The sequence below is a fragment of the Campylobacter sp. CFSAN093226 genome, assembly GCF_012897595.1.
GTDB lineage: Bacteria > Campylobacterota > Campylobacteria > Campylobacterales > Campylobacteraceae > Campylobacter_D > Campylobacter_D jejuni.
Window position 1 is genome coordinate 294,723 of record NZ_CP040608.1, and the last position, 14,032, is coordinate 308,754.

Consider the following 14,032-nt stretch of genomic DNA (forward strand, 5'->3'; position numbering starts at 1 on the left):
GTTATTTTAATGGTTTATGAAATTCAAAAAAACTTTTTACTATCTGATTGCACTCTTTTAGAGAATTTAAAAAAAGATAATATACCTTTTCGAAATTCTAAATTTGAAACTTTTTATACTCAAATAACTTCAAATCATAGTGTTAAATTTCAAAGTTTTTGCAATGAATTTTATAAAATTACAAAATTTAATAATTCAATTTTAGAACAGAATCAAGAAGAGAAAATTTCTAAAAAAAAATTTGAAAAAGCTCGAAAAAAGATTATAGGAAAGAGCATTAAAAAAGAACGCTTCGAATTTAAATTTTGCTCTTTAAAAAGTTATATTGATATTTATGAAGAGCCTAAAATTTGTATTTTAAAAATATTTTTTCCAACTTTGGATAGTTCCAATGAATTTAAAATTCCTAAAGATTTTAAAATTCAAAAAGAATTACATCATGATTTAAATTCTAAACATATCGTTTTATATGGTTTTGAATATCAAAATTTTGATATAGAGAAATATTTTAAAATTATAGAAAAAAATCAGAATTTTAGCTTGGATTTTCCAAATTATATTAATGCTTATGATGGATTTAGAATTTTTTTATTTTATTTATTTAAAAAATTAAAATTTTATTGGACTTTATCTTTAGAGAGAAAAGATAAGCAAAGTTTATGCGAATTTTTATTTTATTCAAGAAGCTTGTATATAGTTTTATCAAGTATGAATACTATTTTAGATAAAAATTTGAGTAATATTTTGGCTTTAAAGTTTAAAGATATAACGAAAAAAACTCAAGATATTTTAGCAAGTGAAAATTCAAATCAAGATTTATTGCTATTTTTAAGCGATGAAAAAATCCAAGATTTGTTTAATGATTTTGATTTTTTCATAAAGGAAAATTCTTTTTATGAAGGCGATTGCAAAGATAGGTTTTTTAAACAACTTGTTGCGTTAGAACTTAGAAAAAAAATTATTTTATTTAGAAAAAATATACTAAAAAATTTTGATTTAGAGCTTTTTGAAAATAGTTTTTTTGAATTGGCAATATTTTTAGAATATTTTTATCATTTTTTAGAGATAAAAAATTTAAACAAACTTTATGAAAAATATTCCAAAGATAGGGATAAAAATATTTTTTCCAAAATAATCAATAATAAAAATAAATTTTGCAAATTGCTTAAAAAATCAAGTAAAAATTTGAAAATTTACAAAGGATAAAAATGCAAAAACAAGAAAAAATTATAGAAATGTTTAATCAAATTGCACCTACTTATGATAAGGCGAATAGAATTTTAAGCTTTGGAGCTGATGTAGCGTGGCGCAAAAAAGCTTGTCAAAGAGTGATGAGTTTGTATTTAAAAAAAGATTTAAAAATCGCTGATATTGCCTGTGGCACAGGGGATATGATAGAGATTTGGCAAGAGAGTGCTTTAAAAATGGAAAAAAATATTTTAAATATTAAAGGTATTGATCCAAGTAGTGGCATGCTAAATGTTGCAAAAGAAAAATTTCCAAATGTCGAATTTATAAAAGCAGGGGCGCAAAATTTACCTTTAGAAAGTCAAAGTTTAGATATTTTAAGTATTAGTTATGGCATTCGCAATGTTGTAGAAAGACAAAAAGCCTTAAGCGAATTTGCTAGAGTACTTCAAAAAGATGGTATTTTGGTAGTTTTGGAATTTACAAAAAGAGAAAAGGGTGGATTTATAGCAGCTTGTAGAGATTTTTATCTTAAAAATATTTTACCAAGTATAGGTGGGATAATCAGTAAAAATAAAAGTGCTTATGAGTATTTGCCAAACTCTATTGAAGGATTTTTAAGTAAGAAAGAATTCATCTTAGAACTTAAAAATGCTGGTTTTGAAATGCTTGATTATAAAAGTTTTAGCTTTGGCGTGAGTTCAATGTTTATAGCAAAAAAACTATGACACCAACAGAATTAAATCTTAAAGCAAAGGCTTTATTAGAAACACATTTTGATGATATAGTTTTAAGTGGAGAAATTTCAAAAATTACTTTGCATGGTTCAGGGCATTGGTATTTTGATTTAAAAGATGAAAGATCAAGCATTGCTTGTGCTATGTTTAAAGGAGCTAATTTAAAAGTCGGGTTTAAACCAGCGGTGGGGGATTTTTTAGAGCTTTGTGGAAGTGTGAGTTTATATCCTGAAAGCGGTCGTTATCAATTTATCGCTACTAGTATGAAAAAAGCAGGTTTTGGGGATTTGGAAGCACAGTTTTTGGCTTTAAAAGAGCGTTTGCAAAAAGAAGGACTTTTTGATCCACGCTTTAAAAAATCTTTGCCAAAATTTCCTAAAAAAGTAGGTATTATAACTTCAAAAACTTCTGCTGCTTTGCAAGATATGTTAAAACTTATTCATCAAAAAGAATATTTTTTGGCAAAAATTTATATTTTTGATGCTTTAACTCAAGGAAATAATGCTCCTTTTTCTCTTATACAAGCTTTAAAAAAAGCCGATGATATGGATTTAGATGTTCTTATTATAGCACGTGGTGGAGGAAGCAGGGAAGATCTTTTTTGTTTTAATGATGAAAATTTAGCAAGAGAGATTTTTAAAGCAAAAACTCCTATTATTTCAGCCATAGGACATGAGATTGATTATGTTATTAGTGATTTTGTTGCAGATTTTAGAGCTCCAACGCCTTCAGCTGCTATAGATACTTTGTTTTATTCTAAGTTGGATATAGAGCAAAGTTTGGATTTAATGGAAGAAAAATTAATGCAACTTTGGAATTATAAAATACAAAATTATGAAAATTTGCTTTTAAATTTAAGCAAATTTTTCAAATTTAATTCTTTGCCAAAAATAATAGATGAAAAAATAAAACAAAGCCATAATATAGAAAAGCAATTAAATCATCTATTGGCAAATCAAATGCGTTATAATGAATTAAAATTAGATAAATTGCAAAATGCTTATTTGCAACATGAGAATTTTTTTAATAAAAGCAAAAAGTTTATTTGTATCAGAAAAAATGGTAAAATAGCAAATTTAGAAGATCTTAAGAGTGATGATATCGTTATTTTAAGTTCTCAAACTTCTCAAAAAGAAGCAAAAATTTTATAAGGATAGATTATGAGAAAAATCAATTTCAGTGCAGGGCCATCGACTTTACCTTTAGAAATTTTAGAGCAAGCTCAAAAAGAACTCTGTGATTATCAGGGTAGGGGTTATTCTATAATGGAAATTTCTCACCGCACAAAAGTATTTGAAGAAGTGCATTTTGGAGCACAAGAGAAAGCTAAAAAACTTTACGAGTTAAATGATGATTATGAAGTATTATTTTTACAAGGTGGAGCAAGTTTGCAATTTGCTATGATTCCTATGAATTTAGCTTTAAATGGGGTTTGTGAATATGCAAATACAGGAGTTTGGACAAAAAAAGCGATTAAAGAAGCACAAATTTTAGGTGTCAATGTTAAAACCGTAGCAAGTAGTGAGGAAAGTAATTTCGATCATATTCCTAGAGTGGAATTTAGCGATAATGCTGATTATGCTTATATTTGTTCTAACAATACTATTTACGGCACTCAATATCAAAATTATCCTAAAACTAAAACTCCTTTGATTGTGGATGCATCGAGTGATTTTTTTTCTAGAAAAGTAGATTTTTCAAATATTGCTCTTTTTTATGGCGGAGTGCAAAAAAATGCTGGAATTTCGGGTTTAAGTTGTATTTTTATCCGTAAAGATATGTTAGAAAGATCTAAAAATAAACAAATTCCTAGTATGTTAAATTATTTGACTCATGCTGAGAATCAGTCCTTGTTTAACACGCCTCCAACCTTTGCCATTTATATGTTTAATCTTGAAATGGATTGGCTTTTAAATCAAGGTGGGCTTGATAAAGTGCATGAGAAAAATTCTCAAAAAGCTACTATGCTTTATGAATGTATTGATTTAAGTAATGGATTTTATAAAGGACATGCAGATAAAAAGGATAGATCTTTAATGAATGTGAGTTTTAATATTGCTAAAAATAAAGATTTAGAGCCTCTTTTTGTAAAGGAAGCCGAAGAAGCTGGAATGATAGGACTTAAAGGACATAGAATTTTAGGAGGAATTCGTGCAAGTATTTATAATGCGCTTAATTTGGATCAGGTAAAAACCTTGTGTGAATTTATGAAAGAATTTCAAGGAAAATATGCATGATAAAGCGTTTTGATGAGTGCGATAGAATGTCGCAAATTATTGTTTTTGATAAATATTTTAAGACTGCAGGACAAGTGGCTTTTGAACCTAGCGGAGATATTAAAAAACAAACTAAAGAAGCGCTTGCAGAACTTGATGCTTTGTTTGAAAAAATAGGCGCAAACAAAGGAGATTTGATTCAAATTCAAATCTGGTTAGCTAATATGCAAGATTTTGATGCAATGAATGAAATTTATGATGCTTGGATTAAAAATTATCCTAAACCTGTTAGAGCTTGTGTAGGAAGTGCTTTAGCAGAGGGTTATTTGGTAGAAATTCAAGCTTTTGGAAAGCTAAGAGAGAATTAAAAATTCTCTCCTCCAAATTTTAAAAGCGCAGATCCCCAAGTAAAACCACCGCCAAAAGCATCTAGTAAGATCAGATTTCCTTTTTTAAGTCGACCTTCTTCATAGGCATCATTCATTGCCATAGGTATAGAAGCAGCTGAAGTATTGCCATATTTTTGTACAGTGATCACACATTTTTCATCGCTTAGATTGAGTTTTTCTTGGACGGCTTTAATGATGCGTAGATTAGCTTGATGAGGAATAAAAAGATCAATTTCTTGTGCTAAAATGTTATTTTTAGCTAAAATTTCTACAACATCATTACTAAGCGTGTTTACTGCTATTTTAAAAACTTCATTGCCTTTCATTTGCATAGAAAGTGTTTGACATAGGCTTGATTTTTGCGATCTTTGAGTCATTAAAAGATCTCCATAATTACCATTGCTTGCAGTATGTACATCAAGGATATGATTTTCATTATCCAAACTTACAACTCCAGCACCTGCACCGTCTCCAAAGAGTATGCAAATACTTCTGTCATTGTAATCCATAATTGAACTTGTTTTTTCAGCTCCTATGATTAAAACATTTTTTTTCAAACCACTTTCTACTAAGGCTTTAGCTTGTTCAAGCAAATAGATAAAACCAGAACAAGCTGCTGAAATATCAAAAGCGCTAATATTTACAAGTCCTAAATTTGAAGCAATTTTACAAGCCGTTGAAGGCATAGTAAAATAATCAGGACTTAAAGTAGCTACAAGAATCGCATCAATATCTTCAGGTTTTAAATTTGCTCTTTCTATGGCTTTTAATGCAGCTTTTGTGCCCAAATCGCTAGTATTTTCATTTTCACTAGCAATGCGCCTTTCTTTAATACCTGTGCGTCTAGTGATCCATTCATCGGTGGTATCTACCATTTTTTCAAGATCAGCATTGCTTAAAATTTTTTCTGGAATATAAGAAGCTATACTTTTAAGACTGGCTTTAAGCATTGTATTTCCCAAGTTCATTTTCTATAAATTTATTGATATGAGATTGGCTAAAATTTATAGCTTGAAAAATTGCATTTTTAATAGCTCTAGAATCGCTTTTTCCATGACTTATGATCACGCAGCCATTAACTCCAAGAAGGGGTGCTCCGCCATATTCTTGCCAATCTGTGTGTTTTTTTAATTTTTTAAAAGATGGCTTCATAAGTAAAGCACCTATTTTAGAAATAAAAGATTGCTTTACTTCGTTTTTTAGAAGTTGAAAAATAGCTGTTGCCACACCTTCACAAGCCTTTAAGATAACATTTCCATCAAAACCATCGCAGACTAAAACATCTATTTCACCATTGAAAATATCTCTACCTTCAGCATTACCTATAAAATTTGGAATTTTTTTCATAAGCTGATGACTTTCTTTGGTAAGTTCATTACCTTTGCATTCTTCTTCACCATTAGAAAGTAAAGCAAGGCGTGGTTTTTGAATTTGCATGATTTCTCTAGCATAAACTTCACCCATTATGGCAAATTGAAATAAATTTTCAGCTTTACAATCTGTATTAGCTCCAACATCCAAAAGTAAAGTTTTGTTAACGATATTTGGCATTAAAGTGGCAATAGCAGGTCTTGAAATACCTTTAAGTCTTCCAAGCTTTAAGGTAGCCAAAGACATACTTGCTCCACTATGACCCGCTGAAACTACAGCATCTACTTTTTTTTCTTTTAATAAATTAATAGCTTTGTATATGGTTGTTTCTTTATTTTTTAAAGCATCTGTGGCATTTCCATTCATCGAAAAAATTTCACTAGCTTCTTCGTATTGTATATATTGTTCTAATTTTTTTGGTATTAAAGGTTTTAGAATTTTAGAATTTCCCACTAAGATAGCGTTAAAAGGTTTTGTTTCTAGTGCCTTTAAAACGCCTTCTATAATGGGTTTTTCTCCAAAATCACCACCCATTGCATCAATGGCAATGTTAATCATTGATTTTAATATTCCTTAGTTGTTGGATTCGCACGGTGAGGCATTTTGTAGCTTCCATCTTTGTCTTTTATAGGCATAGGAAGACTAACTTTATAGTGAGTTCTGCGTTTAGCTGCACGAGTTTTGCTCACTCTTCTCTTTGGTACTGCCATTTTTTCTCCTTTATAAAATTTAATTAATTATTGCAATTTATGCAATAAAAATAATCACTCAAATAAGCTTCAAGCTCGCTGATAGCAACTTCTATTAAATCAATATGTCCATCGAAAAATTCTATAGTATTGCTCAATTCGTTTGCTTCATCTTTAAAAATACCATCACTTGCAAAAAGTTCTAAATTTTCTTTAATTTCAAGTTCTAACTCAGTTCCACAACTATCACAAGGTCTATAGATAAAACCTTGCATAATAGCATTTATTTTAACAAGCTTAGGATTTATTTTTACTAAATTTCCCTCAAAAATAATATTTTCAAGATTAAGTTTAAAAGGATATTCCTTTGTATTAATCTTAGAAAAAGGGATTTTCATTTAGCAAATTTCATTTGGTTTAAAGAAAAATTCAATTTCTATTTTTGCATTTTCTAAGCTATCGCTTCCATGAACAGCATTAGCGTCAATACTCTCAGCAAAATCAGCCCTAATTGTTCCTGCTTTAGCTTCTTTAGGATTTGTTGCTCCCATTAAATCTCTATTTTTCAATACAGCACCTTCTCCTTCTAGTATAGAAACAACAACAGGACCGCTAATCATAAATTCAACCAAGTCTTTAAAAAAAGGTCTTTCTTTATGAACAGCATAAAAATTTTCAGCTTGTTCTTTACTAAGTTGAACTTTTTTCATTGCAGCGATTCTTAATCCATTGCTTTCAAAACGATCTAAAATTTTTCCTATAACACCTTTTTTAACAGCATCAGGTTTAATTATAGATAAAGTTTTTTCCATCTTTGTAATAACTCCTTATTTTAATAAAGCTTAAAATTATACTTGAATTTGTTTAAAGAAAGTTAAATTAAATTAAAAAGCTAGGAATCTCTAGCTTTTTAATTTTTTAAAATTATGCAAAAACTGGAGTGTCCCCACTTCTCATATCAGCACCAATATTATCACGACTTGGTTGTCCTGATTCTACAGCACTCCAAACTATACATCCATCTGTTGGGCAAGCACTAGCACAAGCTGGTTGATCATTATGTCCTACGCATTCAACGCATTTGTTTGCATAGACATAATATCTATCTTCACCTTCTGGATTGTTAGTATCATCAACGATAGCATTCACTGGACACTCATCAATACAAGAACCACAAGCAATACATATATCTGTAATTTTTACAGCCATTTTTTCTCCTTATTTAATATTAAGATTTAAAAGATTTTAGCATAAAATTCTTAAATAAAGTAAATTTTGATAATCAAAAATTTACCTTATTTGATAATAATTATAACTTTTTTAAATTTTTAATATTATCTTAGATATTTAAAAAAAAATAAAGATTTAAACGATATAATTTCGTTATCAATAAAATTTATTATTTAGGAGAAAATATGATAGTTACTAAAAAAGCTTTAGATTTTACTGCTCCAGCGGTATTAGGAAACAATGAAATTGTTCAAGATTTTAATCTTTATAAAAACATAGGTCCAAAAGGAGCGGTAGTATTCTTTTATCCAAAAGATTTTACTTTTGTTTGTCCTTCAGAAATTATAGCTTTTGACAAAAGATATCAAGAATTTAAAAACCGCGGTATTGAAGTAATTGGAATTTCAGGAGATAATGAATTTTCACATTTTGCTTGGAAAAATACTCCAGTAAATCAAGGTGGTATTGGTCAGGTTAAATTCCCACTTGTTGCTGATTTAACTAAGCAGATTGCTAGAAATTTTGATGTACTTTATGCAGAAGCAGTTGCCCTTCGTGGTTCGTTCTTGCTTGATGCTGATGGAACAGTTCGCCATGCTGTGGTTAATGATTTACCACTAGGTAGAAATATAGATGAAATGTTAAGAATGGTTGATACTATGCTTTTTACAAATGAGCATGGTGAAGTTTGTCCTGCAGGATGGAATAAGGGCGATGAAGGTATGAAAGCTAACCCTAAAGGCGTGGCTGAATATCTTGGCAAAAACGAAGCTAAACTTTAATTTCTTAGTATAAAGCCTCTTTACGAGGCTTTTTCTTCATTTTTATTCTTTAATTGAAATTCATAAATTTTCTACTATAATTTTACACACATATTAAAATTTTTATTTAGGCTAAAATATGGCAGGCGAAGATCAAGAAAAAACAGAAGAACCCACGTCCAAAAAGATAGAAGATGCGCGTAAAGAAGGTAATGTTCCAAAGTCTCAAGATGCGGCAGCTATTGTAACTTTGATAATTGGAGTAACTATAACTTTATTTATGATGAGTTTTATGGGCGAGAGAATTGTAAATTTATATAGATACTATCAAAGTTTTATTGGTGTTGAATTTGATTTGCGTATTATTCAAGCCATTATGATTAAAAGCATTTTTGAGGTTTTAATTATTCTTGCACCTATTGTTTTAAGTATTATGATTGCTGGGGTTTTGGGAAATATTATGCAATTTGGTTTTATTTTTACAACTAAACCTATTATGCCAAATTTAGGAAAAATCAATCCTCTAAAAGGTTTAAAAAACCTTTTTTCATTGAAAAAAATTGTTGAAAGTATAAAAATTATTTTAAAAGTGGGTATTGTTTTTACTATAGCTTTTATAGTTTTACTTAAATTTATGCAAGAGCTTCCAAGAGTTGAGCTTTATACTATGGTTGCACAGCTTACTTGGCTAAGAGACAGAGCTATTGTTTTAGCAGCTATTGTTATAGTTGCTTTTTTAATTATTGCTGTTTTAGATGTTTTTTTGGTGCGTTTTCAGTATTTTAAAGGTTTGCGTATGAGCAAACAAGAAATAAAAGATGAGTATAAACAAATGGAAGGAGATCCTCAGGTTAAAGGTAGAATTCGTAGACTTCAAATGGAAGCTGCGCGTCGTCGTATGGTTCAAGATGTTGCAGGTGCGGATGTGGTGATCACAAACCCAACGCATTATGCCGTAGCTATTCGTTATGATACAGGTAAAGAACAAGCCCCTAGGGTTGTTGCCAAAGGAGTGGATTTTCTCGCTCTTCGCATAAAACAAGTAGCCTATGAAAATAATGTTGTAGTTTATGAAAATCCTCCTTTAGCAAGAGAGCTTTATAAAGCTTGTGATGTTAATGATCTTATTCCTAGGGAAATGTTTAAAGCTGTAGCTGAGGTGCTAGGATTTGTTTATAATACAAATAATAAGAGTCGTTTAGCTGGTCAAGTAAAAAAAGGAAACTAAAACTTTTAAGGTGCTTTAGTTCCTATTTTGTTAATAAGCTCAAGAACCGATTTTTGAGTACTTGTATCTGCTGTATCGACTTTAAAATATATTTCTACTCTATTATTTTCTAGAGTTTGTGGATTTCCATTGATAGGATTATTAAGCCCGTAGCTTTTAATGCTAATATTTTTCAAATTTGCTCCACCTTCTATAAAATATTTTAATACATTTTCCGCTCTTTGGTAGGCGAGTTCATAACTTCTTATAATAGAGTCGCTATTGTCTGTATAGCCTCTAATTTCTATTTTTGCTTGAGGTGGCAAATATGTTGTTAGCTCAGCCATACGTTTTAAATAATCTTGTATATCAGCTGAAACGATTTGAGCACTACCTCTTTCAAATTCAACTTTAGATGGAAGGTTAAGAGCAACCTGATTATCGCTTTGATCTAGAGCTGCTTGAAGACGTTTGATAGTTTCTTGCTGTGTCATAGTCATTTGTTTTAACGATTTGAGTTCATCGCTTTCTTCTTTTGCTGCGCCTTTATATTTTTCTTGGGTTTTACTCTCTTCTTTGACTGTTTGAGTAGAGGTGTAATCAAAGATTTTAACAAATTCAGTTTTTAAAGCCTCTACTTTAGCAGGGTTTGTTTTAGAAATTGCCCAAAGAGCAATAAAAAGTGCCAAAAGCAAACTTAGAAAGTCTGCATAAGGCACAGCCCATTTTTCACCTGCTGGACATTCTGGGCATTTATGTTTTTTAGCCATTTTTAACCTTTGTCAAATTGTGAAATTCTTGGATCATCGTGACTTAAGAAGTTAAAAAGTTTAGCTTCTAAATCTCTAGGATTAGCACCTTCTGCAATTCCTTTTATAGCTTCAGTAATAACAATTTGCTCTTTTACAAGATCCATTCCATTAGCTTTTAATTTTTTCCCCCAAGGAGCAAAAAGTGCATAAGCGCCAAAAATTCCCGTAACTGTAGCTGTGAAAGCACCTGAAATACCCGCTGCCATTGCTTGAGGATTGTCTAGCAATTTAAGAGCTAGAATAAGACCAAAAACCGCTCCAACAAGCCCCATGGTAGGGCAAGTTTCTCCAAATACTATCCAATATTCTGCGCATTCTTTATAATGCTCTTCAAGTTGTTCGGTTTGTATTTCCATGCTTTCGTGAATTTCTTCAAAGCTTTTACCATCTACAAGCATCATCATAGCATTTTTTAAAAATTCATTTTCAATCTCACTGGTTCTTGATTCTAACGCTAAAAGACCATCTCGTCTTGCAATAATAGCAAATTCTATTAACTGGGCTATCCTTTCGGGTAAATTTACTCCAGAACCTTTAAAAACAACTTTGAGTTCTTTGTAGGCCGCTTTTACAATTTTTTTATGCGTAGAAGTCATTGCGCAAAATGCAGCTGTTGGCATAACTATGAGAAAGGAAGAAAGATGCACAACATGCAAAGGATTGCCTCCCTCTAGTATATCTCCTACCGAAATACTAGTAACTGCAAGCACCATTCCTAATATGGTTGAAAGATCCATTAATTATCTCCTTGATTATTTTAAATCGCCCCAATTTTTGGCGATACTTGAACTTGTTTTTAATTTTACTTTTAATTTTACTATATTTTCCATAATATCTCTAGTTTTTTTTACAAAATTTTCACACAAATCGTCTTTTACTTCAAAAATTAATTCATCATGAATTTGTAAAATAAGCTTTTTATCTTCATTTAATTCTTTATTGATTTCTAGCATTGCAAGCTTGATTACATCTGCTGCTGAGCCTTGCAAGATTGAATTAATGCTTTCTCTTTCATACATGGCAATTTGCATAGGTTTTGCGTTTTCAAAATCAAAATAACGCTTGCGACCGCTTAAAGTAACAATAAAACCATTTTGTTTAGCTTCGTTTTTAACTTTTTCAAAATATTTCTTAATGCTAGTAAAATTTTCAAAATATTTTTCTATGTAAGATTTGGCTAAATTAGCTTCTATTTTTAAATTTTGACTTAAGGTTTTATAACCCATACCATAAATAAGTCCAAAATTTATACTTTTTGCAACACTTCTGGTTTCATAATTGCTTTCACCAAAAATCATTATTGCTGTTCTTGCGTGTATATCTTCATCATTGGCAAAAGCATTTAAAAGTTTTTCATCTTCGCTAAAATGTGCAAGTATTCTAAGTTCGATTTGAGAATAATCAAGAGAGATAAAACTAAATCCATCTTTAGCTACAAAGCAAGATTTATAATCTTTTGCATATTGTCCGTGTGCAGGGATGTTTTGCAAATTTGGATCCTTAGATGAAAGACGTCCTGTAGCGGTTCCAGTTTGTAAAAAACTTGAATAAATGCGTGAATTTTTATCTTTTAACGCTAGTTTTAACAAAGGTTCGCAATAAGTGGAATAAAGTTTGGCAAGTTCTCTATAATCTAAAATTTTAGCAATTACAGGATGTTTATCTAAAAGTATATTTAAAACTTTTTCATCGGTAGAATATCCTGTTTTTCCTTTTTTTCCGCTTGGGAGTTTGAGTTTTTCAAAAAGTATATCACCCATTTGTTTAGGTGAATTTAGATTAAATCTATCCTCGCAAAGAGTATAAATTTCTTCACTTAAATTTTTGATTTCATTTTCAAATTTTTTCATAAGGATTTCAAGTGCATTTGTATCAAGCTTTATGCCATTTTCTTCCATCATCATAATGATTTTAATGAAATCAAATTCGCAGTTTTTAGCAAGTTCTAATAAAGGAGTTTCAAGATTTTTTAAAAAATAAAGATAAAATCTTAAAGTGATATAAGCATCTTCTGCAGCGTATTTACAAGCTTTTTCAAGTTCTACACTTGCAAAATTTTCTCCTTTTTTAACAAGGCTTTCAAAATGCAAGGTTTCGTAATTAAAAAGTCTTAAGGCTAAATCATCCATATTTACTCTTAAAGAAGGATTTTTAAGCCATGCCAAAATCATTGTATCTGCGTATTTTTGAGGTAAATTTAAGTCAAAATTGTTTTGAATGATTTTAAAATCATATTTGAGATTGTGCCCTATAACAAAATGATTAAAGATTACTTCTATAGCTTTTTTGGCACTTTGCAATGAGATTTGCTCACCTACTCCAAGATAATTATGAGTTAAAGGCACGTAAAAGGCTTCATTTTCATTCATGCAAAAACTAAAACCAACAATTTTTGCTTCTTTAGTATCAAGTCCTGTGGTTTCGGTATCAAAAGCAATAATACTTTCTTTATCAAGGGTATTTAAAATTTCAAAAAGTTTGTTTTCATCTTGTACTAAAGTGGCTTTAAAACCTAAATTTTTATCTTTATTATCAGGATTTTGACGCAGTTTTTTAAGCAAAGTATTAAGTTCGTAATGTTCTAAAATTTCAAGTATTTTTAAAAGAGGTTCTTCATCAGGATAAGTGGCTTTTTCTATGAGATTTTGTACTTCTAAATTGTCATACAAAGAAGCTAATTTTTTGCTTAAAAATGCATTTTCCTTACCCTCTAAAAGCAAGTTACGACTTCTTTCGTTACGTACTAGGGTTAAATTTTCATAAATTCCCTCTATGCTACCAAACTCATCAAGCAAGGTTTTAGCTCCTTTTGCACCTATACCTTTAACGCCTGGAATATTATCAGAACTATCCCCACAAAGAGCTAAAAAATCTCTGATTTGATTAGGTTTTACTCCGTATTTTTCTAAACACGCTGCTTCATCATAGTCGTTTTTAGAAATAGGACTGTAAATGCTTGTTTTACCATCTTTTATGAGTTGATAAAGATCTTTATCTTGAGTGATAATACGTACAAAAATATCTCTATTTTCACAAGTTTTTACAAAAGAAGCAATGATATCATCAGCTTCATAACCTTCTTGAGAAACGCTTATGAAACCCATTTTTTCTATCATCTTTATGCAAATTGGAATTTGTTCTAGAAGTTCAGGTGGCGGTGGAGTGCGATTTTGTTTATAGTTTGGATCAATTTCGCTACGAAAAGTTTTTCCTTTGGAATCTAATGCAAAAACAATATAATCACTTTTATATTCATTTTTTAAGCTATAAATAAAATTTGCAAAACCGCTAATCATTCCACTAGCTTGTCCTTGTGAATTTTTAAAACCTTTTAATGCGTAGTAAAGTCTGAAAAAAAATCCAAAAGTATCAACAATAGTTAAAGTTTTCATAATAATTTCTTCTTTTGATAAAATATATTTTTTGGTTATA

16 protein-coding genes are annotated in these 14,032 nt (G+C 30.1%); 7 read left to right on the plus strand and 9 right to left on the minus strand.

The window, feature by feature from the left end; all coding sequences use genetic code 11:
• Positions 1–9 precede the first annotated feature (9 nt).
• From FBF02_RS01550 to FBF02_RS01570, 5 genes are read left to right on the plus strand one after another with little or no spacing between them, the layout of a single operon-like run.
• On the plus strand, positions 10–1,206 hold the full coding sequence (locus tag FBF02_RS01550; protein WP_002858679.1) for a hypothetical protein: 1,197 nt from the start codon (positions 10–12) through the stop codon (positions 1,204–1,206).
• A gap of 2 nt (positions 1,207–1,208) precedes the next feature.
• On the plus strand, positions 1,209–1,916 hold the full coding sequence (ubiE, locus tag FBF02_RS01555; RefSeq protein ID WP_002858648.1) for a bifunctional demethylmenaquinone methyltransferase/2-methoxy-6-polyprenyl-1,4-benzoquinol methylase UbiE: 708 nt from the start codon (positions 1,209–1,211) through the stop codon (positions 1,914–1,916).
• The gene (gene xseA, locus FBF02_RS01560) at positions 1,913–3,076 is read left to right on the plus strand and encodes an exodeoxyribonuclease VII large subunit (protein ID WP_002851089.1); all 1,164 of its coding nucleotides are present in this window, start codon (positions 1,913–1,915) and stop codon (positions 3,074–3,076) included. The genes ubiE and xseA overlap by 4 nt, the downstream gene beginning before the upstream one ends.
• 9 nt (positions 3,077–3,085) lie before the next feature.
• A complete protein-coding gene (gene serC / locus FBF02_RS01565; protein ID WP_002858670.1) occupies positions 3,086–4,162 on the plus strand; it encodes a phosphoserine transaminase in 1,077 nt (358 codons plus the stop codon).
• Positions 4,159–4,509 carry a RidA family protein gene (locus tag FBF02_RS01570; RefSeq protein ID WP_002854323.1) on the plus strand — a complete coding sequence of 117 codons (351 nt, stop codon included), beginning with the start codon at positions 4,159–4,161 and terminating at the stop codon, positions 4,507–4,509. Before serC ends, FBF02_RS01570 begins: the two co-directional genes overlap by 4 nt.
• On the opposite strand, the gene FBF02_RS01575 is transcribed toward FBF02_RS01570, so the two are convergent.
• From FBF02_RS01575 to FBF02_RS01600, 6 genes are all read right to left on the minus strand, one after another.
• Positions 4,506–5,480, minus strand: a complete 975-nt coding sequence (locus FBF02_RS01575; RefSeq protein WP_002858639.1) for a beta-ketoacyl-ACP synthase III — start codon at positions 5,478–5,480, stop codon at positions 4,506–4,508. The genes FBF02_RS01570 and FBF02_RS01575 overlap by 4 nt on opposite strands.
• Complete coding sequence (plsX, locus tag FBF02_RS01580) at positions 5,473–6,459, minus strand: phosphate acyltransferase PlsX (RefSeq protein ID WP_002858645.1); 987 nt, start codon at positions 6,457–6,459, stop codon at positions 5,473–5,475. The genes FBF02_RS01575 and plsX overlap by 8 nt, the downstream gene beginning before the upstream one ends.
• Positions 6,460–6,464: 5 nt before the next feature.
• Positions 6,465–6,611, minus strand: coding sequence for a 50S ribosomal protein L32 (rpmF, locus tag FBF02_RS01585; protein ID WP_002858674.1), 147 nt, complete (start codon positions 6,609–6,611; stop codon positions 6,465–6,467).
• 23 nt (positions 6,612–6,634) lie between these two features.
• A complete protein-coding gene (locus FBF02_RS01590; RefSeq protein ID WP_002858727.1) occupies positions 6,635–6,988 on the minus strand; it encodes a hypothetical protein in 354 nt (117 codons plus the stop codon).
• The gene (ndk, locus tag FBF02_RS01595; RefSeq protein WP_002858685.1) at positions 6,989–7,402 is read right to left on the minus strand and encodes a nucleoside-diphosphate kinase; all 414 of its coding nucleotides are present in this window, start codon (positions 7,400–7,402) and stop codon (positions 6,989–6,991) included.
• A gap of 112 nt (positions 7,403–7,514) precedes the next feature.
• Positions 7,515–7,799 (minus strand): 4Fe-4S dicluster domain-containing protein, encoded by a 285-nt coding sequence (locus FBF02_RS01600; RefSeq protein ID WP_002858671.1) that lies wholly within the window; start codon positions 7,797–7,799, stop codon positions 7,515–7,517.
• A 206-nt stretch (positions 7,800–8,005) separates the two neighbouring features.
• Here FBF02_RS01600 and FBF02_RS01605 point away from each other — a divergent pair, with 206 nt between their 5' ends.
• The gene (locus FBF02_RS01605; protein ID WP_002854219.1) at positions 8,006–8,602 is read left to right on the plus strand and encodes a peroxiredoxin; all 597 of its coding nucleotides are present in this window, start codon (positions 8,006–8,008) and stop codon (positions 8,600–8,602) included.
• A 118-nt stretch (positions 8,603–8,720) separates the two neighbouring features.
• Complete coding sequence (flhB, locus tag FBF02_RS01610; RefSeq protein ID WP_002858726.1) at positions 8,721–9,809, plus strand: flagellar biosynthesis protein FlhB; 1,089 nt, start codon at positions 8,721–8,723, stop codon at positions 9,807–9,809.
• 5 nt (positions 9,810–9,814) lie between these two features.
• Here flhB and motB read toward each other — a convergent pair whose 3' ends face one another.
• The 3 genes from motB to polA are packed head-to-tail and all read right to left on the minus strand — an operon-like array spanning position 9,815 to position 13,992.
• Positions 9,815–10,558 (minus strand): flagellar motor protein MotB, encoded by a 744-nt coding sequence (motB, locus tag FBF02_RS01615; RefSeq protein ID WP_002851120.1) that lies wholly within the window; start codon positions 10,556–10,558, stop codon positions 9,815–9,817.
• A gap of 2 nt (positions 10,559–10,560) precedes the next feature.
• A complete protein-coding gene (gene motA, locus FBF02_RS01620) occupies positions 10,561–11,337 on the minus strand; it encodes a flagellar motor stator protein MotA (RefSeq protein ID WP_002858693.1) in 777 nt (258 codons plus the stop codon).
• Between the two features lie 15 nt (positions 11,338–11,352).
• Positions 11,353–13,992 (minus strand): DNA polymerase I, encoded by a 2,640-nt coding sequence (gene polA / locus FBF02_RS01625; protein WP_002858644.1) that lies wholly within the window; start codon positions 13,990–13,992, stop codon positions 11,353–11,355.
• Positions 13,993–14,032: the final 40 nt, after the last annotated feature.

Excerpts from the sequence above, each read along its gene's own strand:
- rpmF (WP_002858674.1), bottom strand. The coding sequence starts at position 6,611 with ATGGCAGTACCAAAGAGAAGAGTGAGCAAAACTCGTGCAGCTAAACGC.
- FBF02_RS01575 (WP_002858639.1), bottom strand. The coding sequence starts at position 5,480 with ATGCTTAAAGCCAGTCTTAAAAGTATAGCTTCTTATATTCCAGAAAAA.
- FBF02_RS01570 (WP_002854323.1), top strand. The coding sequence starts at position 4,159 with ATGATAAAGCGTTTTGATGAGTGCGATAGAATGTCGCAAATTATTGTT.
- serC (WP_002858670.1), top strand. The coding sequence starts at position 3,086 with ATGAGAAAAATCAATTTCAGTGCAGGGCCATCGACTTTACCTTTAGAA.
- polA (WP_002858644.1), bottom strand. The coding sequence starts at position 13,992 with ATGAAAACTTTAACTATTGTTGATACTTTTGGATTTTTTTTCAGACTT.
- plsX (WP_002858645.1), bottom strand. The coding sequence starts at position 6,459 with ATGATTAACATTGCCATTGATGCAATGGGTGGTGATTTTGGAGAAAAA.
- FBF02_RS01605 (WP_002854219.1), top strand. The coding sequence starts at position 8,006 with ATGATAGTTACTAAAAAAGCTTTAGATTTTACTGCTCCAGCGGTATTA.
- motB (WP_002851120.1), bottom strand. The coding sequence starts at position 10,558 with ATGGCTAAAAAACATAAATGCCCAGAATGTCCAGCAGGTGAAAAATGG.
- FBF02_RS01550 (WP_002858679.1), top strand. The coding sequence starts at position 10 with ATGGTTTATGAAATTCAAAAAAACTTTTTACTATCTGATTGCACTCTT.
- ndk (WP_002858685.1), bottom strand. The coding sequence starts at position 7,402 with ATGGAAAAAACTTTATCTATAATTAAACCTGATGCTGTTAAAAAAGGT.
- motA (WP_002858693.1), bottom strand. The coding sequence starts at position 11,337 with ATGGATCTTTCAACCATATTAGGAATGGTGCTTGCAGTTACTAGTATT.
- FBF02_RS01600 (WP_002858671.1), bottom strand. The coding sequence starts at position 7,799 with ATGGCTGTAAAAATTACAGATATATGTATTGCTTGTGGTTCTTGTATT.
- flhB (WP_002858726.1), top strand. The coding sequence starts at position 8,721 with ATGGCAGGCGAAGATCAAGAAAAAACAGAAGAACCCACGTCCAAAAAG.
- ubiE (WP_002858648.1), top strand. The coding sequence starts at position 1,209 with ATGCAAAAACAAGAAAAAATTATAGAAATGTTTAATCAAATTGCACCT.
- xseA (WP_002851089.1), top strand. The coding sequence starts at position 1,913 with ATGACACCAACAGAATTAAATCTTAAAGCAAAGGCTTTATTAGAAACA.
- FBF02_RS01590 (WP_002858727.1), bottom strand. The coding sequence starts at position 6,988 with ATGAAAATCCCTTTTTCTAAGATTAATACAAAGGAATATCCTTTTAAA.